This is a genomic window from Klebsiella sp. P1954, assembly GCF_018199955.1.
In the GTDB taxonomy this organism is placed as follows: Bacteria; Pseudomonadota; Gammaproteobacteria; order Enterobacterales; family Enterobacteriaceae; genus Klebsiella; species Klebsiella pneumoniae.
In genome coordinates, this window is record NZ_CP073373.1 from 2248964 (window position 1) to 2265444 (window position 16481).

Genomic DNA, 16481 nt, shown 5'->3' on the forward strand with positions numbered 1-16481 from the left:
TGAATATTCAGATTTTACTTTTTAAGACGCGGTCAAAATCGTCGAAAATACGTTTAGCCAGATCGATGCCTTTCAGTCCTGCGGTATGCCAGGCGAGCATCTGCACTGGGACAATCAGCAGCAGAGGCGCCAGGTGATGCTCGCACGGACAGTTTAGCGCCAGCGTTTGAGCATCCTCTTCGTCACCCAGCGTCAGGGTAAAGGCCCGGCCAATGGACGGCGCCAGATAGTCGCGCAGCGCCCGGGTTCGCGCGTCCGGCGTATCTTCAATAAACAGCATCACATGGCGGGCATTGGCTTCCAGATAGGGGCCATGCATATAGGCTTCCAGCTCAAAGCCGCTGGAAGGCACGCGCACCGTCTCGGTAAATTTGGTTTCGAACTCCTTCGCCACGCCAACCAGCGCGCCGTAGCCGGTGGCGACAAAGCGCTCGCCGCTCCGCAGCGTTTCGCTATGGCGGTCAATAAAGCGCGAGGTGCGGACGATAACCTCCGGGATCGCCGCTACCAGCCGCTGCAATTCAGCGAGATAGTGCTGCTCCTCGACCTCGCTGGCTTTCTCCTGCTTACGAGCAATGATCAGCGCTATCAGCAACAGGTTGAGCACCGTCGCGCTAAAGCCGCGGGTCACAAACCCTACGCTCTCGATCCCGGTATTAATATCCAGAACGCCATCGCTGGCGCCTCCTATCGGGCTTTGCGGATCTGAGGTCAGGGCGAAAACCGACTTGCCGGAAGCCTGTACCTTACGCATCGCCTCCAGCGTCGACGCGCTTTTTCCGCTCTGTGAAATCGCCACCACCAGATCGGCATGCGGGTCGATCGCGTCGTAATGGGTGAAGTTGTACGGCTCTTTAATGTCAAGCAGCACACCGAAGCGTTGCTCAAAGAAATAGCGCGCGCACAGCGCGGCATTCAGCGACGATCCGGTCGCGAGCAATAATATCCGCCGTACCGGGTGCTGGCGGGCGAAGGTTTCAATCGGCGCCAGCTTTTGCCGGTACTCGCGCAGGATCTGCGCCAGGCAGGCTGGCTCTTCACTGATATATGTCATCATTGTTGGTCGCATAGCTCACTCCCGTTAAAACAATCCGATCCACGAACCCAGAATGCCCACCAGCGCCATGCCGCCAATAATTGAGAGCGGTTTAACTTTCCGTCCCAGTAGCCAGTAGACGATGCCAAAACTCACCAACGGCAGCATGCAGGGCAGAATGTCGTTGATAATGTCCTGTACCTGGGTTTTGGCCTCCCCGGCGCCGAAGGAGAGAGGAATGGTGATATCGATCATTGAAGCGGTCATCGCCCCGACTACCATCAGACCGATAATCGACGCCCCGTAGGTCAGGCTCTCCATCATTCCGCTCTTCTGGATCCGCTGCAGGACCCCGGTGCCCAGTACGTAGCCCCAGCGGGTAAAACACCAGCGCACCAGAATGTGCGGCACGTTAAACACCAGCAGAAACAGGATCGGCCCGAGGATGTTGCCCTTCAGCGCCAGGCTGGTGCCGATCCCGGTGGCGATGAGGCGCAGCGTCCCCCAAAAGAAAGAGTCACCCAGCCCGGCTAACGGTCCCATCAGTGAGGCTTTGACGTTATCAATCGCAGTGGCATCCATGTTTTTCTGCTGACTGTTTTTCTCTTCCATCGCCGTGGTGATCCCCAGCAGCAGGGTGACGATATGCGGCGTGGTATTGAAAAAAACCAGATGCCGCTTCAGCGCTGCGGCCAGCTCCTCTCTGCGCGGATAGAGCTTCTTCAGCACCGGGATCAACGCGTAAACAAAGGCGAGATTCATCTGCCGCTCATAGTTCCACGAGAACTCCATCTGGAAAGAGCGCCAGAACACCCGGCGTAAATCGCGCGGCGTAATCCGGGTTTCTTCCTGCGCCTGCGGCTGCAGGGTCTCTTCAGAAATCATCTTCGTCGTCATCGCTGCCTCCTTGTTCTGTCGTGATACGAGGTGAATTCAATGCGGTGACGTTAACCATGACCACCGCCACGATAGCGCCGAGAATGGCGATACCGGTCACCGGGATTTTCAAATAGGCCATCAGCACAAAACCGAGGAAAAAATACGGCGCCACTTTCTTGTTAATCAGCAGCCTGGCGAGCATCGCGAAGCCGAGGGCCGGGATGATGCCGGTGGCGACGCTGAGCCCATGTTTGATAAATTCCGGGATCGTATCGAGCAGGGATTTCACCGCGTTGCTGCCAACCAGGAATGAGACGGTGACCACCGCGGCAAGCATCAGCGACAGGCCGAATCCGGCAATCAAATGCATCCGCTCAATGCCGCGGAGATCCGCCCGTTCCGCATACCCGTCCGCCTTCTGGCTAAGCATTGGAATGAACATCCCCAGATAGATGTTTTTCAGGATCAAAGTCAGCGTGGCGATAGGCAGGCCAAGCAGCAACGCCGTTTCTGTGCCTGCGCCAGAGGTAATGGCGAACGCCACGCCGAGAATACCGCCGGTCACCACGTCGGGCGGGATCGAGGCGCCAACGGAGAAAGAGCCGATAAACGCCAGCTCCAGCGTCGCGCCCATAATGACGCCGGTCTGTACATCCCCCAGCACCAGCCCGGTCAACAGCCCGGTGACGATAGGCCGTGAAATTAGCGACGTCCCTAAGGCATATTCCGATTGCGCGATAAACGCCACCAGACCCAGTAAGAGAGCCTCTACCATAATCTGTCCTCCGGAATTACACGCATTCCGCAAAAAGCTGTTTGCGATCGTTCGGGACCTGGCGAATCTCCACTTCGACGCCCTTGCCCACCAGTTGTTGTAGCTGTTCTATTTCTGTCGGCAGTAAATTAATCGCCTTAGAGATATTTTTACTGCCCTCTTTAGCCTTTATTCCGCCAAGATTTATGCTTTTTATTTCGTCGATGGCGCTGGCAATACGCCAGGCGTCATTAACCGACTCCACAACAATAAATAAATTATATTTATCGGTAACCCCGCTTTTTATTGCCTCAATAGAATCATTTATATTTTTAATCACCAGCTTCACCGAGGGCGGTTTGGCAAGCTTAATGGTGGTTTTCCGCAACTCATCGCCAGGGACGCTATCGTTGGCGATTAAAATACAATCGGCGCCGACATATTGGGTCCAGGAAAAGGCCACCTGGCCGTGAAGTAATCGATGGTCTACCCTTAATAATGTAATCATCATGCTTCCTCATTTCAGAAGTCTTTATCCATAGTCATCGCGCTGGCAATCGTTTGATTGCAGTACTGAATGCTCTCTTTGGCGTTTGTTAATGCCTCGGTAATTAATTTTTCGGTATTGTCTTCGGCTGCGGAAATCAGCAAGTCAATAATTAACGGCAGATTTAAACCGGATAATAAATGGAAATGTGGGCGAGATAAAAAACGAACAAACTCGTTATTCACGCTACCGGCAAAAATATCCGTAATCACGATCAGCTCATCCTGCGCCGGGAAACGCGCCACTAGCGCTTCCACCTGCTGCGTCAGATCGACCTCTTCTTCCACGTAGGCACACAAGGTATGTATGTCGGGTTGTTTACCGAGGATCAGTTCCACGGAGTTCAACAAACCGTTAGCAAAGCTGCCATGGCTGGCAAAAATATAGTGTCGTTTCATCCTTACCTCGAAAGCGCATTCCACTGCTTTCTTAATTGCAACCGACGTGCCAGAAACAGTGGCGCGTCGGCTAACGCAAGGATAAAAAAGAAGAGATGTGTTAAAAGTCTTGATCTTCCTGAATAAATTCTGTTTCCCGCGTCAGGATATCGTGAATGTAGCAGAGCTCTACAACGGGAATTTTGACACTATACCCGCTCTCTATGACACTAAAGGCCTCGCGTAGCGTAGCCAGCTCGCGATCCGGACACTGCCCTCCAGTGTATTGGGCTGGGGAAGCGTGACGAATTAATCGCTCTATCAGACAGCTGATATGCACATACAGCGCGACCTTACGATCGTTAGGTACATCGCGCCCGGCCAGATGCTCATAGCGCAGCAAAAACTGCTCAACCTGGTTGATCACCTTAGCCGTATCGAGGATCGTCACCGACTCGATCACCCGGCGCAGCGAAAAGTTTTTCAGGATCAGGTTGTTGATCTCGCTGACCTGCTCCGCCGTCGCCAGTTCGCCAAAAATGCGCATCAGCGGACGACTCCCTTCGCCAGAGATCAGCGAATCCAGCGAGATCCATGGTAGATCGGCAAGATGCGGATCCAGGGTACCGACGATCGCCAGCACCTCATAGCGGCTTAGCATCGGCTCCCGTCGCGCGGGATCGGCAAGGGTCTCCACATCGCAGGCCACAATATCAATGCCAAGCGCTTCAGGAATGCTGGCTTTTAACAGCGCCGACAGATTCGCCGCCGCGCCCAGACCGGTCGCGCAGGTGGTTAAAATCGCCCGCGGCTTATCGGTTTGCGGGTAATAGAGCTGGTGCTCAACCGCAAGGTCATCGCCGATCTCGCGGACGATATCTTCCAGCATAACGCCCTGCAAAATGCGCTCCCCGACGTACATCGCCATACCGGTGGAGACATTGTTGATGATCGCCATCGGCGTACTCAGGCGACGATTAAAATGGCGGTGAATGGCGTTCAGCGATCCCATGTCGACCAGGATTATCAATCCTGATGCCAGGGCATGGCTCTCTATGTAGGCCATCACCTGGTTAGCGATAGCCTCCGGCGTCACGTCCAGCGGCATATCGAATGACTCAAAGAGCTGGCTTTTCAGCAAGCGGTTCGCCACGTTGGCGATGCTGCTGGCGGTAGCGTAACCGTGAGCGAGAATTATCGCCCGGGTCACCTGCTGCTGGCTGATGGCGCCATTCTTGTGGAACCACAGCACTAACAGCAGCAGGTCGATACGCTGGGGTTCAATATCCAGCTTCAGCGTCAACGCACCGAGGATCGCTTCGCAAAAGCGATACAGCAGCGGAAACTTCTGTACCAGGAAGTCCTCCAGCTGGCGGGCTTTTTCATTGTTTATCGTGGACTGCGCCTGTCGGGATCGGTGGATCAGGTAGTGGCTCAGCGCGTAGAGGCAGTTGCCGTTAAACTGGATATTGAAGCGCTTTTCCAGGCGATAATACTCCTCCCGAACCTGATGAGCGATCAGCAGCAGCATCTGCGAGCTACTGGAGTCATGATTATCAAAGATCAACCGATCGAAGAGGGTTTCAATCTCTTCCCCCATGCTCCTTTGCGCCTCTTCCCAGACCGTTTTTTTATTCAGCACCGCTTCATACTGCGCCAGAACCCGACACTGAACGTCATAGATCAGCCCCTGTACCGGGTCGCGCGCGCGCAGCAGCCAGACCAGGCTGGTCTGCGGCTCGATAAGCAGCGGCTCCTGCTGGCCCATCGCTTCGCTGAGCGCTGGCGTCGCGGCCATGACATTTTCCGGCAGATCGTGCAGCGTCACGGTCAACATTTCGCGGCCCGGAGACCTGGCCCAGGCTGACGCCACGGCGTACTTCACCACATTCTTCAGCTCGCCGACGTTGCCCCGATAAACATACTGCGTCAGGACCTGCAACAGTCGCGGCGTTAGTTGCAGCCGGGCGGCAAGCGTGCGCGCCTCCTGCCAGAAAAACTGTAGCGTTAGCGCCTCCTTCTCCTCGCGGCTACGGTGTTGAAGATCGGGCAAGCTAACCAGGATCGGAATTCGGCGCAGGAAGGTGGTGAGAAAAGTGCTGTGAATATCTTCGGTGGTGGCAAACACCAACCGCAGCGAAATCGGCAAGCCTTGCGCGGTCTCCCCCACCCGGTAGATCTCCTTACGATCCAGCCAGGTGAACAGCTTCTCCTGTCCCTGAGCATCCAGGCGATGGACCTCATCGAGAAACAGCATCCCGCCGTTTGCCGCCTCAAACGCCCCCGCTTTATCGCTCTGCGCACCGGTAAACGCGCCTTTGACGTAGCCAAACAGGTTGGCGGCCAGCAGCTCCGGATTACTCGCATACTGCGCGCAGTTAAAGCTCACAAAGGGGGCATCGGGCGCCAGCAGCCCCTGGGCGATGGCGAACTCATGCATCAGCTCAGCCATATAGCTTTTGCCGGTCCCGCTATCGCCGGTAATAAGCAGCGGTAGCCCGCCGTTAGGATAAAACAGCGCGGTTTTCATCTGCTCAATCGGTTTACGCAGGCTGCCGTCATGCCCGGTCAGCAACGAAAAATGGTCCGCCTGCTCCGGCTGGCGGTCGCTCTCCGCGAGTAACTCCGCCATGCTGGCATACTCACTGCGGGAAAGCGGGTAGAACTGCTGGCAAAAGGCTTTTTTATGCAGAAAATAGACCGGCCGGGTGTTGATTTTCACCAGCACGTCCTGAGCGACCAGCTGATTGAGATAATGGCTGGCGGTATTTCTTTGCATCGCGAAACGCCGGGCCAGCCAGCTGGCGGTAAAGACCTCGCTCAGGTTATCCGGATCGAAAAAATCGGTCTGATTTTGCAAAAAAGCCAACAGTTCCGTTTTACGCATCGCATCCCCCTCTTCGCCATTACGAAGGGATATGATGCGGGAAAAGAGAGGCTTATCGACGGCCCATGCTGTTTTTTGCGGTCCAGCGCACACTCCTGGCTAAGCCGACTACGCGTCGGCCAGATCCATCGTCATTTCATACTGCTGCAGCGAGAGCGGCGTATATCCGGCCGCGGCAAACAGCGGCGTAAAAGTTTCCGGGACCGTCACCGAAGTACCAATGCCCGGGAACTGCTGCGCCAGCGCCATCAGCAGCTCACGCGCCAGCCCCTGGCGGCGGGCGGCGGGCTCCACCCACAAAAACGACAGTACAGGGCGCGAGCCCGCCGTCGTTAGAACCGCGAAGGCGCGCTGTTCCAGCGTCACGACCTGACATGGCAGAGTGGCGAAGGTAAGCGGATCCAGCAGCCAGGGAAGCTGGCTGTTACTCTCCTCAATGGCGCGCCGAAGCAGGGACAGGGTGGGATAAAGCTGCAATACGCCCGGCACCGGGGGCAGAAGTTCTGTACTCAGGTAGCCGCAGAGCCCATAGCGTCGCGTAAAGCCCAGCGACTGATACAGCGCGACGGCCGCATGGTTATCGCGGATCACCTCCAGGAATACCGTCTCGATCCCCTGCTGTTGCAAAAGCATCAGCAGCTCCTGCATCAGTTTCCGGCCCAGGCCTTTGCCGCGCCAGGCCGGGCGCAGGGCAAAGGCCGCCAGGCGAGCGGCACTCCCCCGGCGCGCGACGATCGCGATCGCCGCCGGTTCATCTCCGGCCAGCCAGACGCGGGAATCGACCAGGCTCATCCCCTCGGCGCTAAAACGCTGAACAAATCCCTCTACCGACTGGGTAACAGGCACCAGGTAGGCTTCAAAACAGGCGTTGAGAATATCCGTTAACTGCACGCTGCTGAACTGCGTGGCGGGAACGGCGGTCAGCTCCATACTTTTCTCCCGAAGGCTGCTATGCTGAGGTGATGAAAACTACCACTATAACTGCCGGTGCCGTATTACGCCTGACTCAGGAGAGCGATATCGCCCTTCTGCCCGCCATTGAACGTTCTGCCGCCCAGGCATTTCGCCAGATCCCTTCTCTCGCCTGGCTGGCGGACAGCGAGGTGATTAGCGTTGCGCGCCATCATGATTATCTGGAAACGGAGCATAGCCTGCTGGCGGTAGCCGCCGGGCAACCCGTTGGCTTTATTCTGACCGAACCGTTCGACGATGCGTTATTTATCGTCGAAGTCGCCGTCCACCAGGCCTGGCAGCAACAGGGCATCGGCCGAATGCTGCTGGAGCGGGTTATCGAGAGCGCACGGCAGATGGGCTACCCGGCGGTAACCCTCACCACCTTCCGCGAGGTGCCGTGGAATGCGCCGTTTTATACCCGTCTGGGATTCGCCATGCTCGATGAGCTGACCCTGCCCGCCGGGCTGGCGGCAAAAAGGGAACAGGAGACCCGGCACGGCCTGCCGCCCGAGTCGCGCTGCGCCATGCGCCTGGCGTTGTAGACTTCAGCACTGATTTCAGCGGCGCAATATGGTACAAAGTACCATTCAAAACTTACCCGTTGTTACCGTATGTCCTGGTCAATCGATATTATTTCCTGCATAACCGATCGCTTTGTGGAACTCACGGCGACCGAAAAACGCATTGCGCAGTTTATTCTCGATGATGTCGCGGCGGCGGCGGAGCTGCCCATCGCCGAGATAGCGCGTCTGACGCAAACCAGCCAGGCTTCGGTCACCCGTTTTGCCCGGGCGCTCGGCTGTAAAGACGTCCGAGAGCTGAAGATGAAGCTTGCGCAATCTCTTGCGGTCGGCCAGCGGTTTATCCTCGATGTTCCGGATCTCGAAGGCGTCCAGGGGATCTATGAGTCAATCATCAGCGTACTGGAGACCAACCGGCGGGCGCTGGATATCGAGGCGCTGAAGCGCGCGGTGAGCTGGCTGAGCGATGCGCGGCAGATCCTCGCCCTGGGGATGGGCGGCGGTTCGACCATCTGCGCTCAGGAAATTCAGTATCGCCTGTTTCGCCTCGGTCTGCCGGTAGTCAGCCAGAGCGATGGTCTGCTGGTACGCATGATGAGCTCGGCGGTGACGCCGCAGGATGTGGTGATCGTGCTGTCTCTGGGCGGCTATACCCGGGAAATCATCGAGAGCGCGGCGATTGCCAGCCAGTACGGCGCGAAGGTTATTGCGATTACCCCCGCCGGAACGCCGCTGGCTGAACAGGCGGATCTGGTGCTACCGCTGCTGGTACGGGAGAACGACTATATCTTTAAGCCCAGCACTTCCCGTTACGCGATGCTGGCGATGGTCGATGTGCTGGCCACCGAACTGGCGATGGCCAACAAAACCCAGGCAAAAGGCAAATTACGCCGTATTAAGCTGGCGCTCGACAGCCACCGCGGCGGCGTCGATCGGCAGCCGCTGGGGGACTAACTTTTACTGGCGGAGATAAACCTCTCCGCCTGCTCGCGGGTACGTTCCACGGCCTGTCCGGCGCGATAAAGATCGCTGCCCAGACCGGCACCGGCGCACCCCGCCTGTATCCAGGTCGCCAGATTTTCCGGCGTCACGCCGCCGACCGCCAGCACCGGCACCTCCGGCGGCAACACCGCTTTCAGCGCGCGAATATAGTCCGCGCCGAATGCTGATGACGGAAAGATTTTCAGCCATTGCGCCCCGGCATCCAGCGCGCTAAACGCCTCGGAGGCCGTCGCGCAGCCGGCGCACACCAGCATCCCCTTATCTACCGCGCGGCGGATCACCGCCGGGGCCGTATTGGGCGTCACGATAAGTTTCGCCCCGGCTTCAGCGAGAAAATCAACCTGTTCAACCTTCAGCACCGTTCCCGCGCCAATCATCGCCCGCTCGCCAAACTGACGCACCATCGCCGGAATACTTTGCTGCCAGTCCGGCGAATTGAGCGGGATTTCGATATAGCGAAAGCCTGCATTTATTAGCGTCTCAATATGATCTGCCGCCTCAGCGGGTTGAATGCCGCGTAAAATCGCCACCAGCTTAATCTTGTCCATCAATCATCCTCGCTATACCCGAAAGAAACGCCGCCTCGCCGGAGCAACAGGAAACGGCCAGCCCACGCGCCGCCATCGCCTGCTGATAACGGGCGCTAAGCGAGTGCTCACCAACCAGCACCACGCGGCTGGCGCGATAGCGTTCGCTGAATGTCGCCACCTCCGCGCCAATCAACAGCCCGGAGAGATAATCGCTCACCGAAGTCGCCGCCAGCGCGCCTAACACCCGCGCGGCGCGGGCGCTAAAAAGCCCGGACAATAACGCCGGCTGATTTAACCCTTTTTCCATACCGAGGGCGAAAGCGGCTTCATCCGGCAACTGCGCAGGCAATTGCTGGCCGAGCAGCGAATGGTTAAGCAGCAGGTGATGCAGTTCGCCGGTCATCGCCGTGGCGAACTGGCGCACCACGCCGTTTTGCACCTGCACCCATTTGCAGTGGGTGCCGGGCATCACGTAACACTCCGCGGGCATCAGTTGCCAGGCGCCCAGCAGCTGCGTTTCTTCACCGCGCATTACGTCGTAATCTGCAGCCTGCGCCACTTTCAGCCCCGGCACGATCCACACTTTTTCCGCCACCTCATATAACTGACCGTTGAGCGCCTCCAGCGCCAGCGGGCAGGCCAGATAAGGCACCGGTTGCCAACCGGCATCGCTGCCGATCATGCCCGCCATCACCACCGGCAGCGCGGGGTCGCCGCGCCACGGCGCCAGCTGCTGCTGAAATACCGCTTCGGCGCGCTGCCCGTTCAGACGCGTGACGCCGCAGGGCAGTTTCAGCTTGTCGATGCATTCGCCATCACGCATCCGCCATGCCCGCAGCTGGGTGGAGCCCCAATCGACGGCAATATACTCGTTCATGATTGCCCCTTACCCGCGTGAGGTATGACGTTTGCCAATCGGCAGCGGCGGCGGCGTTGGGCGGCTTTCACGCTCGCGGGTAATCATCTCCAGCGCCTGCTCGCGGCTCATGCTGCTGGCCGGGGTCAGTAACGTCACCACAACCGAGGCCACCAGGCTCGTCAGCACCGCCGGAATACACGGGTTGCCCCAGAACGCCAGCCAGTCGCTATCCACCAGCACCGCAACCGATGCCCCGGCGCCGCCGGCCAGCGCGGCGACCGCGCCCTGCCAGTTAAAGCGTGTCCAGAAACGGCCAAGCATGGTGCAGATAAACATCCCGGACATAATCATCGAGATCATTTTGGTGATGTAGCTGATGATGTCGTTGGAGGTCAGGGCAAACAGCAGCGCCAGCGCAATCACCAGAACCAGGAAGATCCGCGACAGGCGAATCGCTTTCTCCGGCGCGGGCATATGGCCGGTCACCAGGGTGTAGAGGTCGCGCAGCATAATGGACACCGCGGCGATGGCATCAGAGCTGCCGGAAGACATATTGGCCGACATGCCGGCAATCAGGATCGCCATCGCCAGCACCGGCGGCAGCACCTGGGTGGCAAACAAGAAGGCGAAGCCGCTGTTCTCCAACTGCGGGTTCATGGTCCATACCGCCATACCGATGATCGCCGGCAGGAAGGAGAATCCCAGATACAGCAGGCCGGTAATCGTGAAAGAGTGGCGTACCGAAGAGACGGTCTTCGCCGAGTAAATACGCTGGCGATAAGAAGGCGTCGCCAGCACGCCGACGCCGATCACCATCGCCAATGATAGCGCCGGCAGCACGCCTAATTTATCGACCGCGAACAGGCTTTGCGCCGCCGGATCGACGGCCTGCTGAATATGGCTCCAGCCGCCAACGTGATGAACCGCCAGTATCGCCATTAAAATAAAGCCCACGAACAGCACGATCGATTGAATGGTATCGATCCACACCACTGCGGAATAGCCGCCGATACCGACATAAACCACAAAAGCCAGTGCGATAATAATTTTCGCGACATTAATATCAATGCCGCTGGCCCACGCCAGATATAATCCGCCGCCTAATATATGCGCCCCCAGCCAGCCGATAGAGGCAATAAAAATAAGTATCGCGACGAGGTTTTTAATAATTTTACTGCCGCCGGTGTAATACGACATTTCTTCACTCATGGTCATGAAGCGAAGTTTACGTACCGGTGCAAATAACCATGCCACCAGCAGGATCCCCACCGCGCCGCCGAGGCCGTAAAGCATCCCGGCCCAGCCGTTGCTGTAGCCAAAGCCGACGGCGCCGACGCTGGAGCCGGTCCCCACCATGGTGCCGACCGTCGAACCGAGAGTGAGGATCATCGGCAGCGAACGACCGCCAAGTAAAAAGTCTTCGCCGGTTTTCTGTTTGCGCGAAACGTACCAGCCTAAGGTAATCATCGCGCAGGCATAAACGGAAAACCAAATCATAAATGACATATTATTCATGGCTCACATCCAGACGTAATAAATAATATTCGTGCCGCTGAATATTATGAGTTAACAGGAACCATGCCTGAAAAAAGGCATAGCGAACCCAGTGGCACCGATTTATTTATTCACTCTGGTGCCGATATCACACTTTTTTGATGCTCCCTCCCGCAAAGGGAGGGATTTATTTTAGGTTTCGAGCGTTATTGTCGCGCAGCGTTAAAACAGGTCACATCCACTTCGACTTTACAATCCACCACCAGGTCCGCTACGCAGCAGATGCGGGCAGGCGGGTTGTCGCCAAAGAACTCGCGAAATACCTTATTGAACGACTGAAAATAGCGCGCATCGGTGAGGATCACTTTAACATGCACCACGTCGGCCAGGGTGTAGCCCGCTTCGGTCATGATATCTACGCAGTTCTGAATCGCCAGACGCGACTGGTCGACAATCCCGCCTTCCACGACTTCGCCATTTTTCATCGGCGTCTGGCCGGAAACGTACAGCCAGCCTCCCGCTTCCACCGCCCGCGCGAACGGTAGGTGCTGCCCGCCGGTACCGGTACCACCTTCTACGCCATAACGCTTGATACTCATACTCAACTCCTTAGTCCATCCGACGACGCAGGAAACGCCCTGCCCGTCCGGTAATTTTCTTATCACTGCCGTAGCTCATCACGCCGTTGACCATCACCGCCTCAATGCCGTCCGCCGGTCGTTTCGGGTCGGAGAAACTGGCGACATCGCGCACCGTCTGCGGGTCAAACAGCACCAGGTCGGCAAAGTAGCCAATTTTCACCAGCCCGCGATCCGCCAGCTGGAAGCGCGCCGCCGACAGCCCGGTCATCTTGTGTACCGCGGTAGTCAGCGGGAATAGCTGCTCGTCGCGGCTATAGTGGCCGAGCACCCGCGGGAAGGCGCCCCACAGGCGCGGATGCGGCATCGGATCGTTCGGCAGCCCGTCAGAGCCAATCATGGTGACCGGATAGCGCATCACCCGCCGTACGTCCTGCTCATCCATGTTGTGATAAATAGCGCCCGCCGGCATCAGCCGCGCCGCGGCGTCGTGCAGGCTCACCTGCCACTCATCGGCGATCTGCTGCAGCGTTTTCCCCGCCTGCTCCGGCTGCGCTTCGGACCAGGTAATCACGATATCAAACTCGTCGGTCACCTGTTTCATATCCAGCGTCGATGAGCTGGCTGAATAGGGATAACAGTCGCAGGCGATATCCTGCTGCTGGCGCATCTCATCGAAAAACGCCAGCGTCTCTTTGGTACGCCCCCAGTTTTTTGCCCCGGCGCACTTGTGGTGCGAAACCACCACCGGCACGTTGCCGTGACGGCCAATACGGAAGGCTTCGTCCAGCGCCTCGAGAATCGGCTCAAACTCTGAACGTAAATGGGTGGTATAGACGCCCTTCCCGGCCGCCAGCTCTTCCGCCAGCGCCATCACCTCCTCGGTGGTCGACTGGAAGGCGCTGGCGTAGGCCAGCCCGGTACTGAGCCCTAATGCTCCCTGGCGCAGCGCATCGCGTAGCTGTACGCGCATGCCGGCGATTTCCGTCTCGTTCGCCGGACGAAACAGATCGTCCATATGGTTATTGCGCAGCGCGGTGTGACCGATTAACGTGCCGACGTTCAGCGACGGTCGCGCCGCCTCCACCGCATGGGCATAAGCCTCCACGGTGGGATAGATAAAGTGTTGCTGCTCGCCGAGGAGATTCATCGGGTCCGGCACTTCCCCCCGCATGGTGGCGGTCGCCGCACTGATCCCGCAGTTGCCGACGATCACCGTCGTCACCCCCTGGCTGAGCTTCGGCAAGTACTCCGGCATGCGGATCACGTTGATATCATCATGGGTATGCACATCAATAAAGCCCGGCGCCAGTACCCGCCCCTGGCCATCAATCACCTGCTCCGCCGCAACGTCCAGCGCCGGGGCGATAGCCATAATTCGATCGCCCTTCACCGCCACATCAGCACGGTATTGCGGCCCGCCGCTCCCGTCGATCACCGTGACGTTTTTGAAAAGCCAGTCAACTTTCATAGCAATTACTCCCTTTCGACATGCCGATAAGTTAACCATTTACAAGCGCAAAAAACAGTGGAAAACTACGCAAAACTCAGATCGTTTTGTGATACTTTTATTCAAAACGAATGACATTTTTATATTAAAAATATATTTATCAAATAGTTATAAATGATACCCAGCGACTAACCGATTATAAAACCTGAAAGGATAGTGTTATGAAATACCATTCAGCACCGATCATCCCGCACAAATCCGCCCTCATGTCCGCGCCGGCTAATCTGCTGGCGGAAGAGGTCTGTCTACCCGCCGCGCTGCTAAAAAAGTCGGCGCTGGAAAATAATATTTCATGGATGCAGCGCTACGCCGACGCCCGCGGCGTATCGCTGGCGCCGCATGGTAAAACGACAATGACGCCATGGATATTTCAGGCGCAGCAGCGAGCGGGGGCGTGGGGGATCGGCGTGGGCAGCGCCTGGCAGGCTAGCGCGGCAATGGCCAGCGGCATCCAACGCGTCCTGATGGTCAATCAGCTGGTCGGCAAAGCCAATATGCAGGTGGTCGCGCAGCTAAAAGCCCACTATCGGGCGGTGGATTTTATCTGCTGCGTCGATAGCGAGGTCAACGTGCGCACCCTCTCCGCATTCTTCGCAGACCAGGGACAAACGCTGGATGTGCTGATTGAACTTGGCGTGCCCGGCGGGCGCTGCGGTTGTCGTAGCGTTGATGACGCGCTGGCGCTGGCGCAGCGGGTAAGCGATCTGCCGGGGTTACGGCTACGCGGACTGGAATTGTATGAAGGAGTGCTGCACGGCGACGATCCGCAACCGCAGGTGGAAGCGCTGTTACAGCAGGCCGCGGCGCTTGCCTGCCGCATGGAGCCGCTGGTTGACGGCGAATTTATTCTCACCGGCGCGGGCACCGTCTGGTATGACGTGGTGTGCAACATCTGGCTGGCGGCGGCAAAACCGCGCCGCTGCCGTATCGTCATCCGCCCTGGCTGTTATATCACCCACGATCGCGGGATCTACGATCTCGCCCAACAAGCGCTGATCGCCCGCGATCCGATTGCCTGCGATCTCGCCGGCGATCTCACTTCAGCGCTGGAGCTGATGGCGATGGTGCAATCGGTGCCGGAGGCGGATCGCGCGGTAGTGAATTTCGGCAAGCGCGACTGCGCTTTCGACGCCGGGCTGCCGCAGCCGATCGCCCATTATCGTAATGGCCAGCAGTTAGCGCTGCGCGCGGAGTCGATCGTCAGCACCGGCATCATGGATCAGCATTGTATGCTGCGCCTGGCGCCGGGCAGCGATGTGCAGGTCGGCGATATTCTGCTGTTCGGCACCTCGCACCCGTGTCTGACCTTTGATAAGTGGAAGACGTTGCTGCTGGTCGATGACGACTACAACGTGCTGGACGAGCTCGACACGCTGTTTTGACAGGCATCCGGATAGCGGCGCTTCGCACCTTACCCGGGCTACACAACCCGCGACGTTCGGTAGCCCGGCTAAGCGTAGCGCGAGCCGGGGGATGTATCGGGTAGCGGCGCTTCGCGCCTTACCCGCCCTGGCGCAAGGCGCAAATCTCATCATGCAATGAACGACTGATAATGACCCCCTGCCGTTCACTCTGCTGGCGGCAGGCAAAACGCCGCTCGCCCGGCAGCCGCGCCCCTTGTTCCTGCATACCCATGAACAGCGTTTCGGCGCGCGCCAGCTGCTCTGGTGCCTGTGCGCCGAGAAAACGCTGCGGATCCAGCGCCAGAATCAGCTCGCCGCCGTAGGGGAGACCGCCCGCGCCGTTATCCCACGCCAGCGATTCGGCGCTGGTCATATCGCCGATAAGCGGCCCGGCCAACAGCTCAACCATTGCCGCCAGCGCCGAGCCCTTATGGCCGCCGAAAGTCAACATCGCGCCGTTCAGCACCTCTGCGGCATCGGTCGTTGGCTGTCCCTGACTGTCGATTCCCCAGCCTTCCGGTAGCGCTTTGCCGGCGCGCTGATGCAGCTGGATCTCGCCGCGCGCCGCGGCGCTGGTCGCCATATCAACAATAAACGGCGGCTTATCCTGCCGCGGCCAGCCGAAGGCGATGGGGTTGGTGCCGAACAGCGGACGTGTGCCGCCCGCCGGGGCGACCCAGGCGTGGCTTGGCGTGCAGGCCAGCCCCACCAGCCCTGCCTCGGTCAACGGCTCAATATCGGCAAACAGCGCGGAAAAATGAACGCAGCGATTAATTGCCAGCGCCGCAATGCCATTGTGGCGCGCCTTCTCCAGCAGCAGCGGCAGCGCGCGCTCGTAGGCCAGCAGTGAAAAAGCGCCCCCGGCGTCCGCCCGCGCAATCCCCGGCGCCTGGTCATGGATCTGCGGCTCGGCATCGGGCGATACCTTACCTTTGCGCAGGGTATCGACAATGCCCAACAGCCGCCACAGGCCGTGGGAAGCGCAGCCGTCGCGCTCCCCGGCGGTCACATTGCGGGCAATCGCCGCCGCGTGGTCGGCGCTAAATCCATTGGCGCTGAGTACCTGCAGCGCCAGGTCATAAGCTTCAGGTAACGATAGAGTTACCGACTCCATACTGTTCTCCTTTACTCTTCTTCGTCTCCGCTAAAG

General features: G+C 58.3%; 17 protein-coding genes. 4 read left to right on the top strand and 13 right to left on the bottom strand.

Going from position 1 to position 16481, the window contains the following annotated elements; all coding sequences use genetic code 11:
* Nucleotides 1–7: 7 nt before the first annotated feature.
* The 7 genes from KB890_RS10880 to KB890_RS10910 all read right to left on the bottom strand — a co-directional run bounded on the left by KB890_RS10880 (nt 8) and on the right by KB890_RS10910 (nt 7410).
* On the bottom strand, nt 8–1069 hold the full coding sequence (locus tag KB890_RS10880; protein WP_004177511.1) for an SIS domain-containing protein: 1062 nt from the start codon (nt 1067–1069) through the stop codon (nt 8–10).
* Between the two features lie 12 nt (nt 1070–1081).
* Complete coding sequence (locus tag KB890_RS10885; RefSeq protein ID WP_004146068.1) at nt 1082–1933, bottom strand: PTS system mannose/fructose/sorbose family transporter subunit IID; 852 nt, start codon at nt 1931–1933, stop codon at nt 1082–1084.
* The gene (locus tag KB890_RS10890) at nt 1911–2690 is read right to left on the bottom strand and encodes a PTS mannose/fructose/sorbose/N-acetylgalactosamine transporter subunit IIC (protein ID WP_020323851.1); all 780 of its coding nucleotides are present in this window, start codon (nt 2688–2690) and stop codon (nt 1911–1913) included. Before KB890_RS10890 ends, KB890_RS10885 begins: the two co-directional genes overlap by 23 nt.
* Nucleotides 2691–2706: 16 nt before the next feature.
* Nucleotides 2707–3177 carry a PTS sugar transporter subunit IIB gene (locus KB890_RS10895; RefSeq protein WP_002887607.1) on the bottom strand — a complete coding sequence of 157 codons (471 nt, stop codon included), beginning with the start codon at nt 3175–3177 and terminating at the stop codon, nt 2707–2709.
* A 14-nt stretch (nt 3178–3191) separates the two neighbouring features.
* Nucleotides 3192–3614 (bottom strand): PTS sugar transporter subunit IIA, encoded by a 423-nt coding sequence (locus KB890_RS10900; protein ID WP_002887606.1) that lies wholly within the window; start codon nt 3612–3614, stop codon nt 3192–3194.
* 100 nt (nt 3615–3714) lie between these two features.
* Nucleotides 3715–6480, bottom strand: a complete 2766-nt coding sequence (locus tag KB890_RS10905) for a sigma 54-interacting transcriptional regulator (protein WP_020323858.1) — start codon at nt 6478–6480, stop codon at nt 3715–3717.
* Between the two features lie 108 nt (nt 6481–6588).
* Nucleotides 6589–7410: a GNAT family N-acetyltransferase gene (locus KB890_RS10910; protein WP_020323868.1), complete on the bottom strand. Its 822-nt coding sequence runs from the start codon at nt 7408–7410 to the stop codon at nt 6589–6591.
* A gap of 32 nt (nt 7411–7442) precedes the next feature.
* On the opposite strand from KB890_RS10910, the gene KB890_RS10915 reads away from it, so the two are divergent.
* Nucleotides 7443–7976 carry a GNAT family N-acetyltransferase gene (locus KB890_RS10915; protein WP_022631196.1) on the top strand — a complete coding sequence of 178 codons (534 nt, stop codon included), beginning with the start codon at nt 7443–7445 and terminating at the stop codon, nt 7974–7976.
* Between the two features lie 69 nt (nt 7977–8045).
* Nucleotides 8046–8909, top strand: coding sequence for a MurR/RpiR family transcriptional regulator (locus KB890_RS10920; RefSeq protein WP_004177525.1), 864 nt, complete (start codon nt 8046–8048; stop codon nt 8907–8909).
* On the opposite strand, the gene KB890_RS10925 is transcribed toward KB890_RS10920, so the two are convergent.
* The 5 genes from KB890_RS10925 to KB890_RS10945 form a co-directional block, all read right to left on the bottom strand.
* On the bottom strand, nt 8906–9505 hold the full coding sequence (locus tag KB890_RS10925; protein WP_004146077.1) for a 2-dehydro-3-deoxy-6-phosphogalactonate aldolase: 600 nt from the start codon (nt 9503–9505) through the stop codon (nt 8906–8908). The genes KB890_RS10920 and KB890_RS10925 overlap by 4 nt on opposite strands.
* Nucleotides 9492–10364 (bottom strand): 2-dehydro-3-deoxygalactonokinase, encoded by an 873-nt coding sequence (locus KB890_RS10930; protein ID WP_004178519.1) that lies wholly within the window; start codon nt 10362–10364, stop codon nt 9492–9494. Before KB890_RS10930 ends, KB890_RS10925 begins: the two co-directional genes overlap by 14 nt.
* Before the next feature lie 9 nt (nt 10365–10373).
* Entirely contained in the window at nt 10374–11861 is a 1488-nt protein-coding gene (locus KB890_RS10935) for a sodium:solute symporter family protein (RefSeq protein ID WP_004182852.1), read from the bottom strand.
* 185 nt (nt 11862–12046) lie between these two features.
* Nucleotides 12047–12439, bottom strand: coding sequence for a RidA family protein (locus tag KB890_RS10940; RefSeq protein ID WP_002887555.1), 393 nt, complete (start codon nt 12437–12439; stop codon nt 12047–12049).
* 10 nt (nt 12440–12449) lie between these two features.
* Nucleotides 12450–13889, bottom strand: a complete 1440-nt coding sequence (locus KB890_RS10945; RefSeq protein ID WP_002887553.1) for an N-acyl-D-amino-acid deacylase family protein — start codon at nt 13887–13889, stop codon at nt 12450–12452.
* Between KB890_RS10945 and KB890_RS10950 the strand changes: the two genes are divergently transcribed.
* Both KB890_RS10950 and KB890_RS10955 read left to right on the top strand, forming a co-directional pair.
* The gene (locus tag KB890_RS10950) at nt 13867–14046 is read left to right on the top strand and encodes a hypothetical protein (protein WP_020323845.1); all 180 of its coding nucleotides are present in this window, start codon (nt 13867–13869) and stop codon (nt 14044–14046) included. The two genes, KB890_RS10945 and KB890_RS10950, sit on opposite strands and share 23 nt — an antisense overlap.
* A 43-nt stretch (nt 14047–14089) precedes the next feature.
* Nucleotides 14090–15310, top strand: coding sequence for an amino acid deaminase (locus KB890_RS10955; protein WP_020323862.1), 1221 nt, complete (start codon nt 14090–14092; stop codon nt 15308–15310).
* A 118-nt stretch (nt 15311–15428) separates the two neighbouring features.
* Here the strand turns inward: KB890_RS10955 and KB890_RS10960 are convergent, their stop codons facing one another.
* Entirely contained in the window at nt 15429–16445 is a 1017-nt protein-coding gene (locus KB890_RS10960) for an Ldh family oxidoreductase (RefSeq protein WP_020323864.1), read from the bottom strand.
* Nucleotides 16446–16481 lie beyond the last annotated feature (36 nt).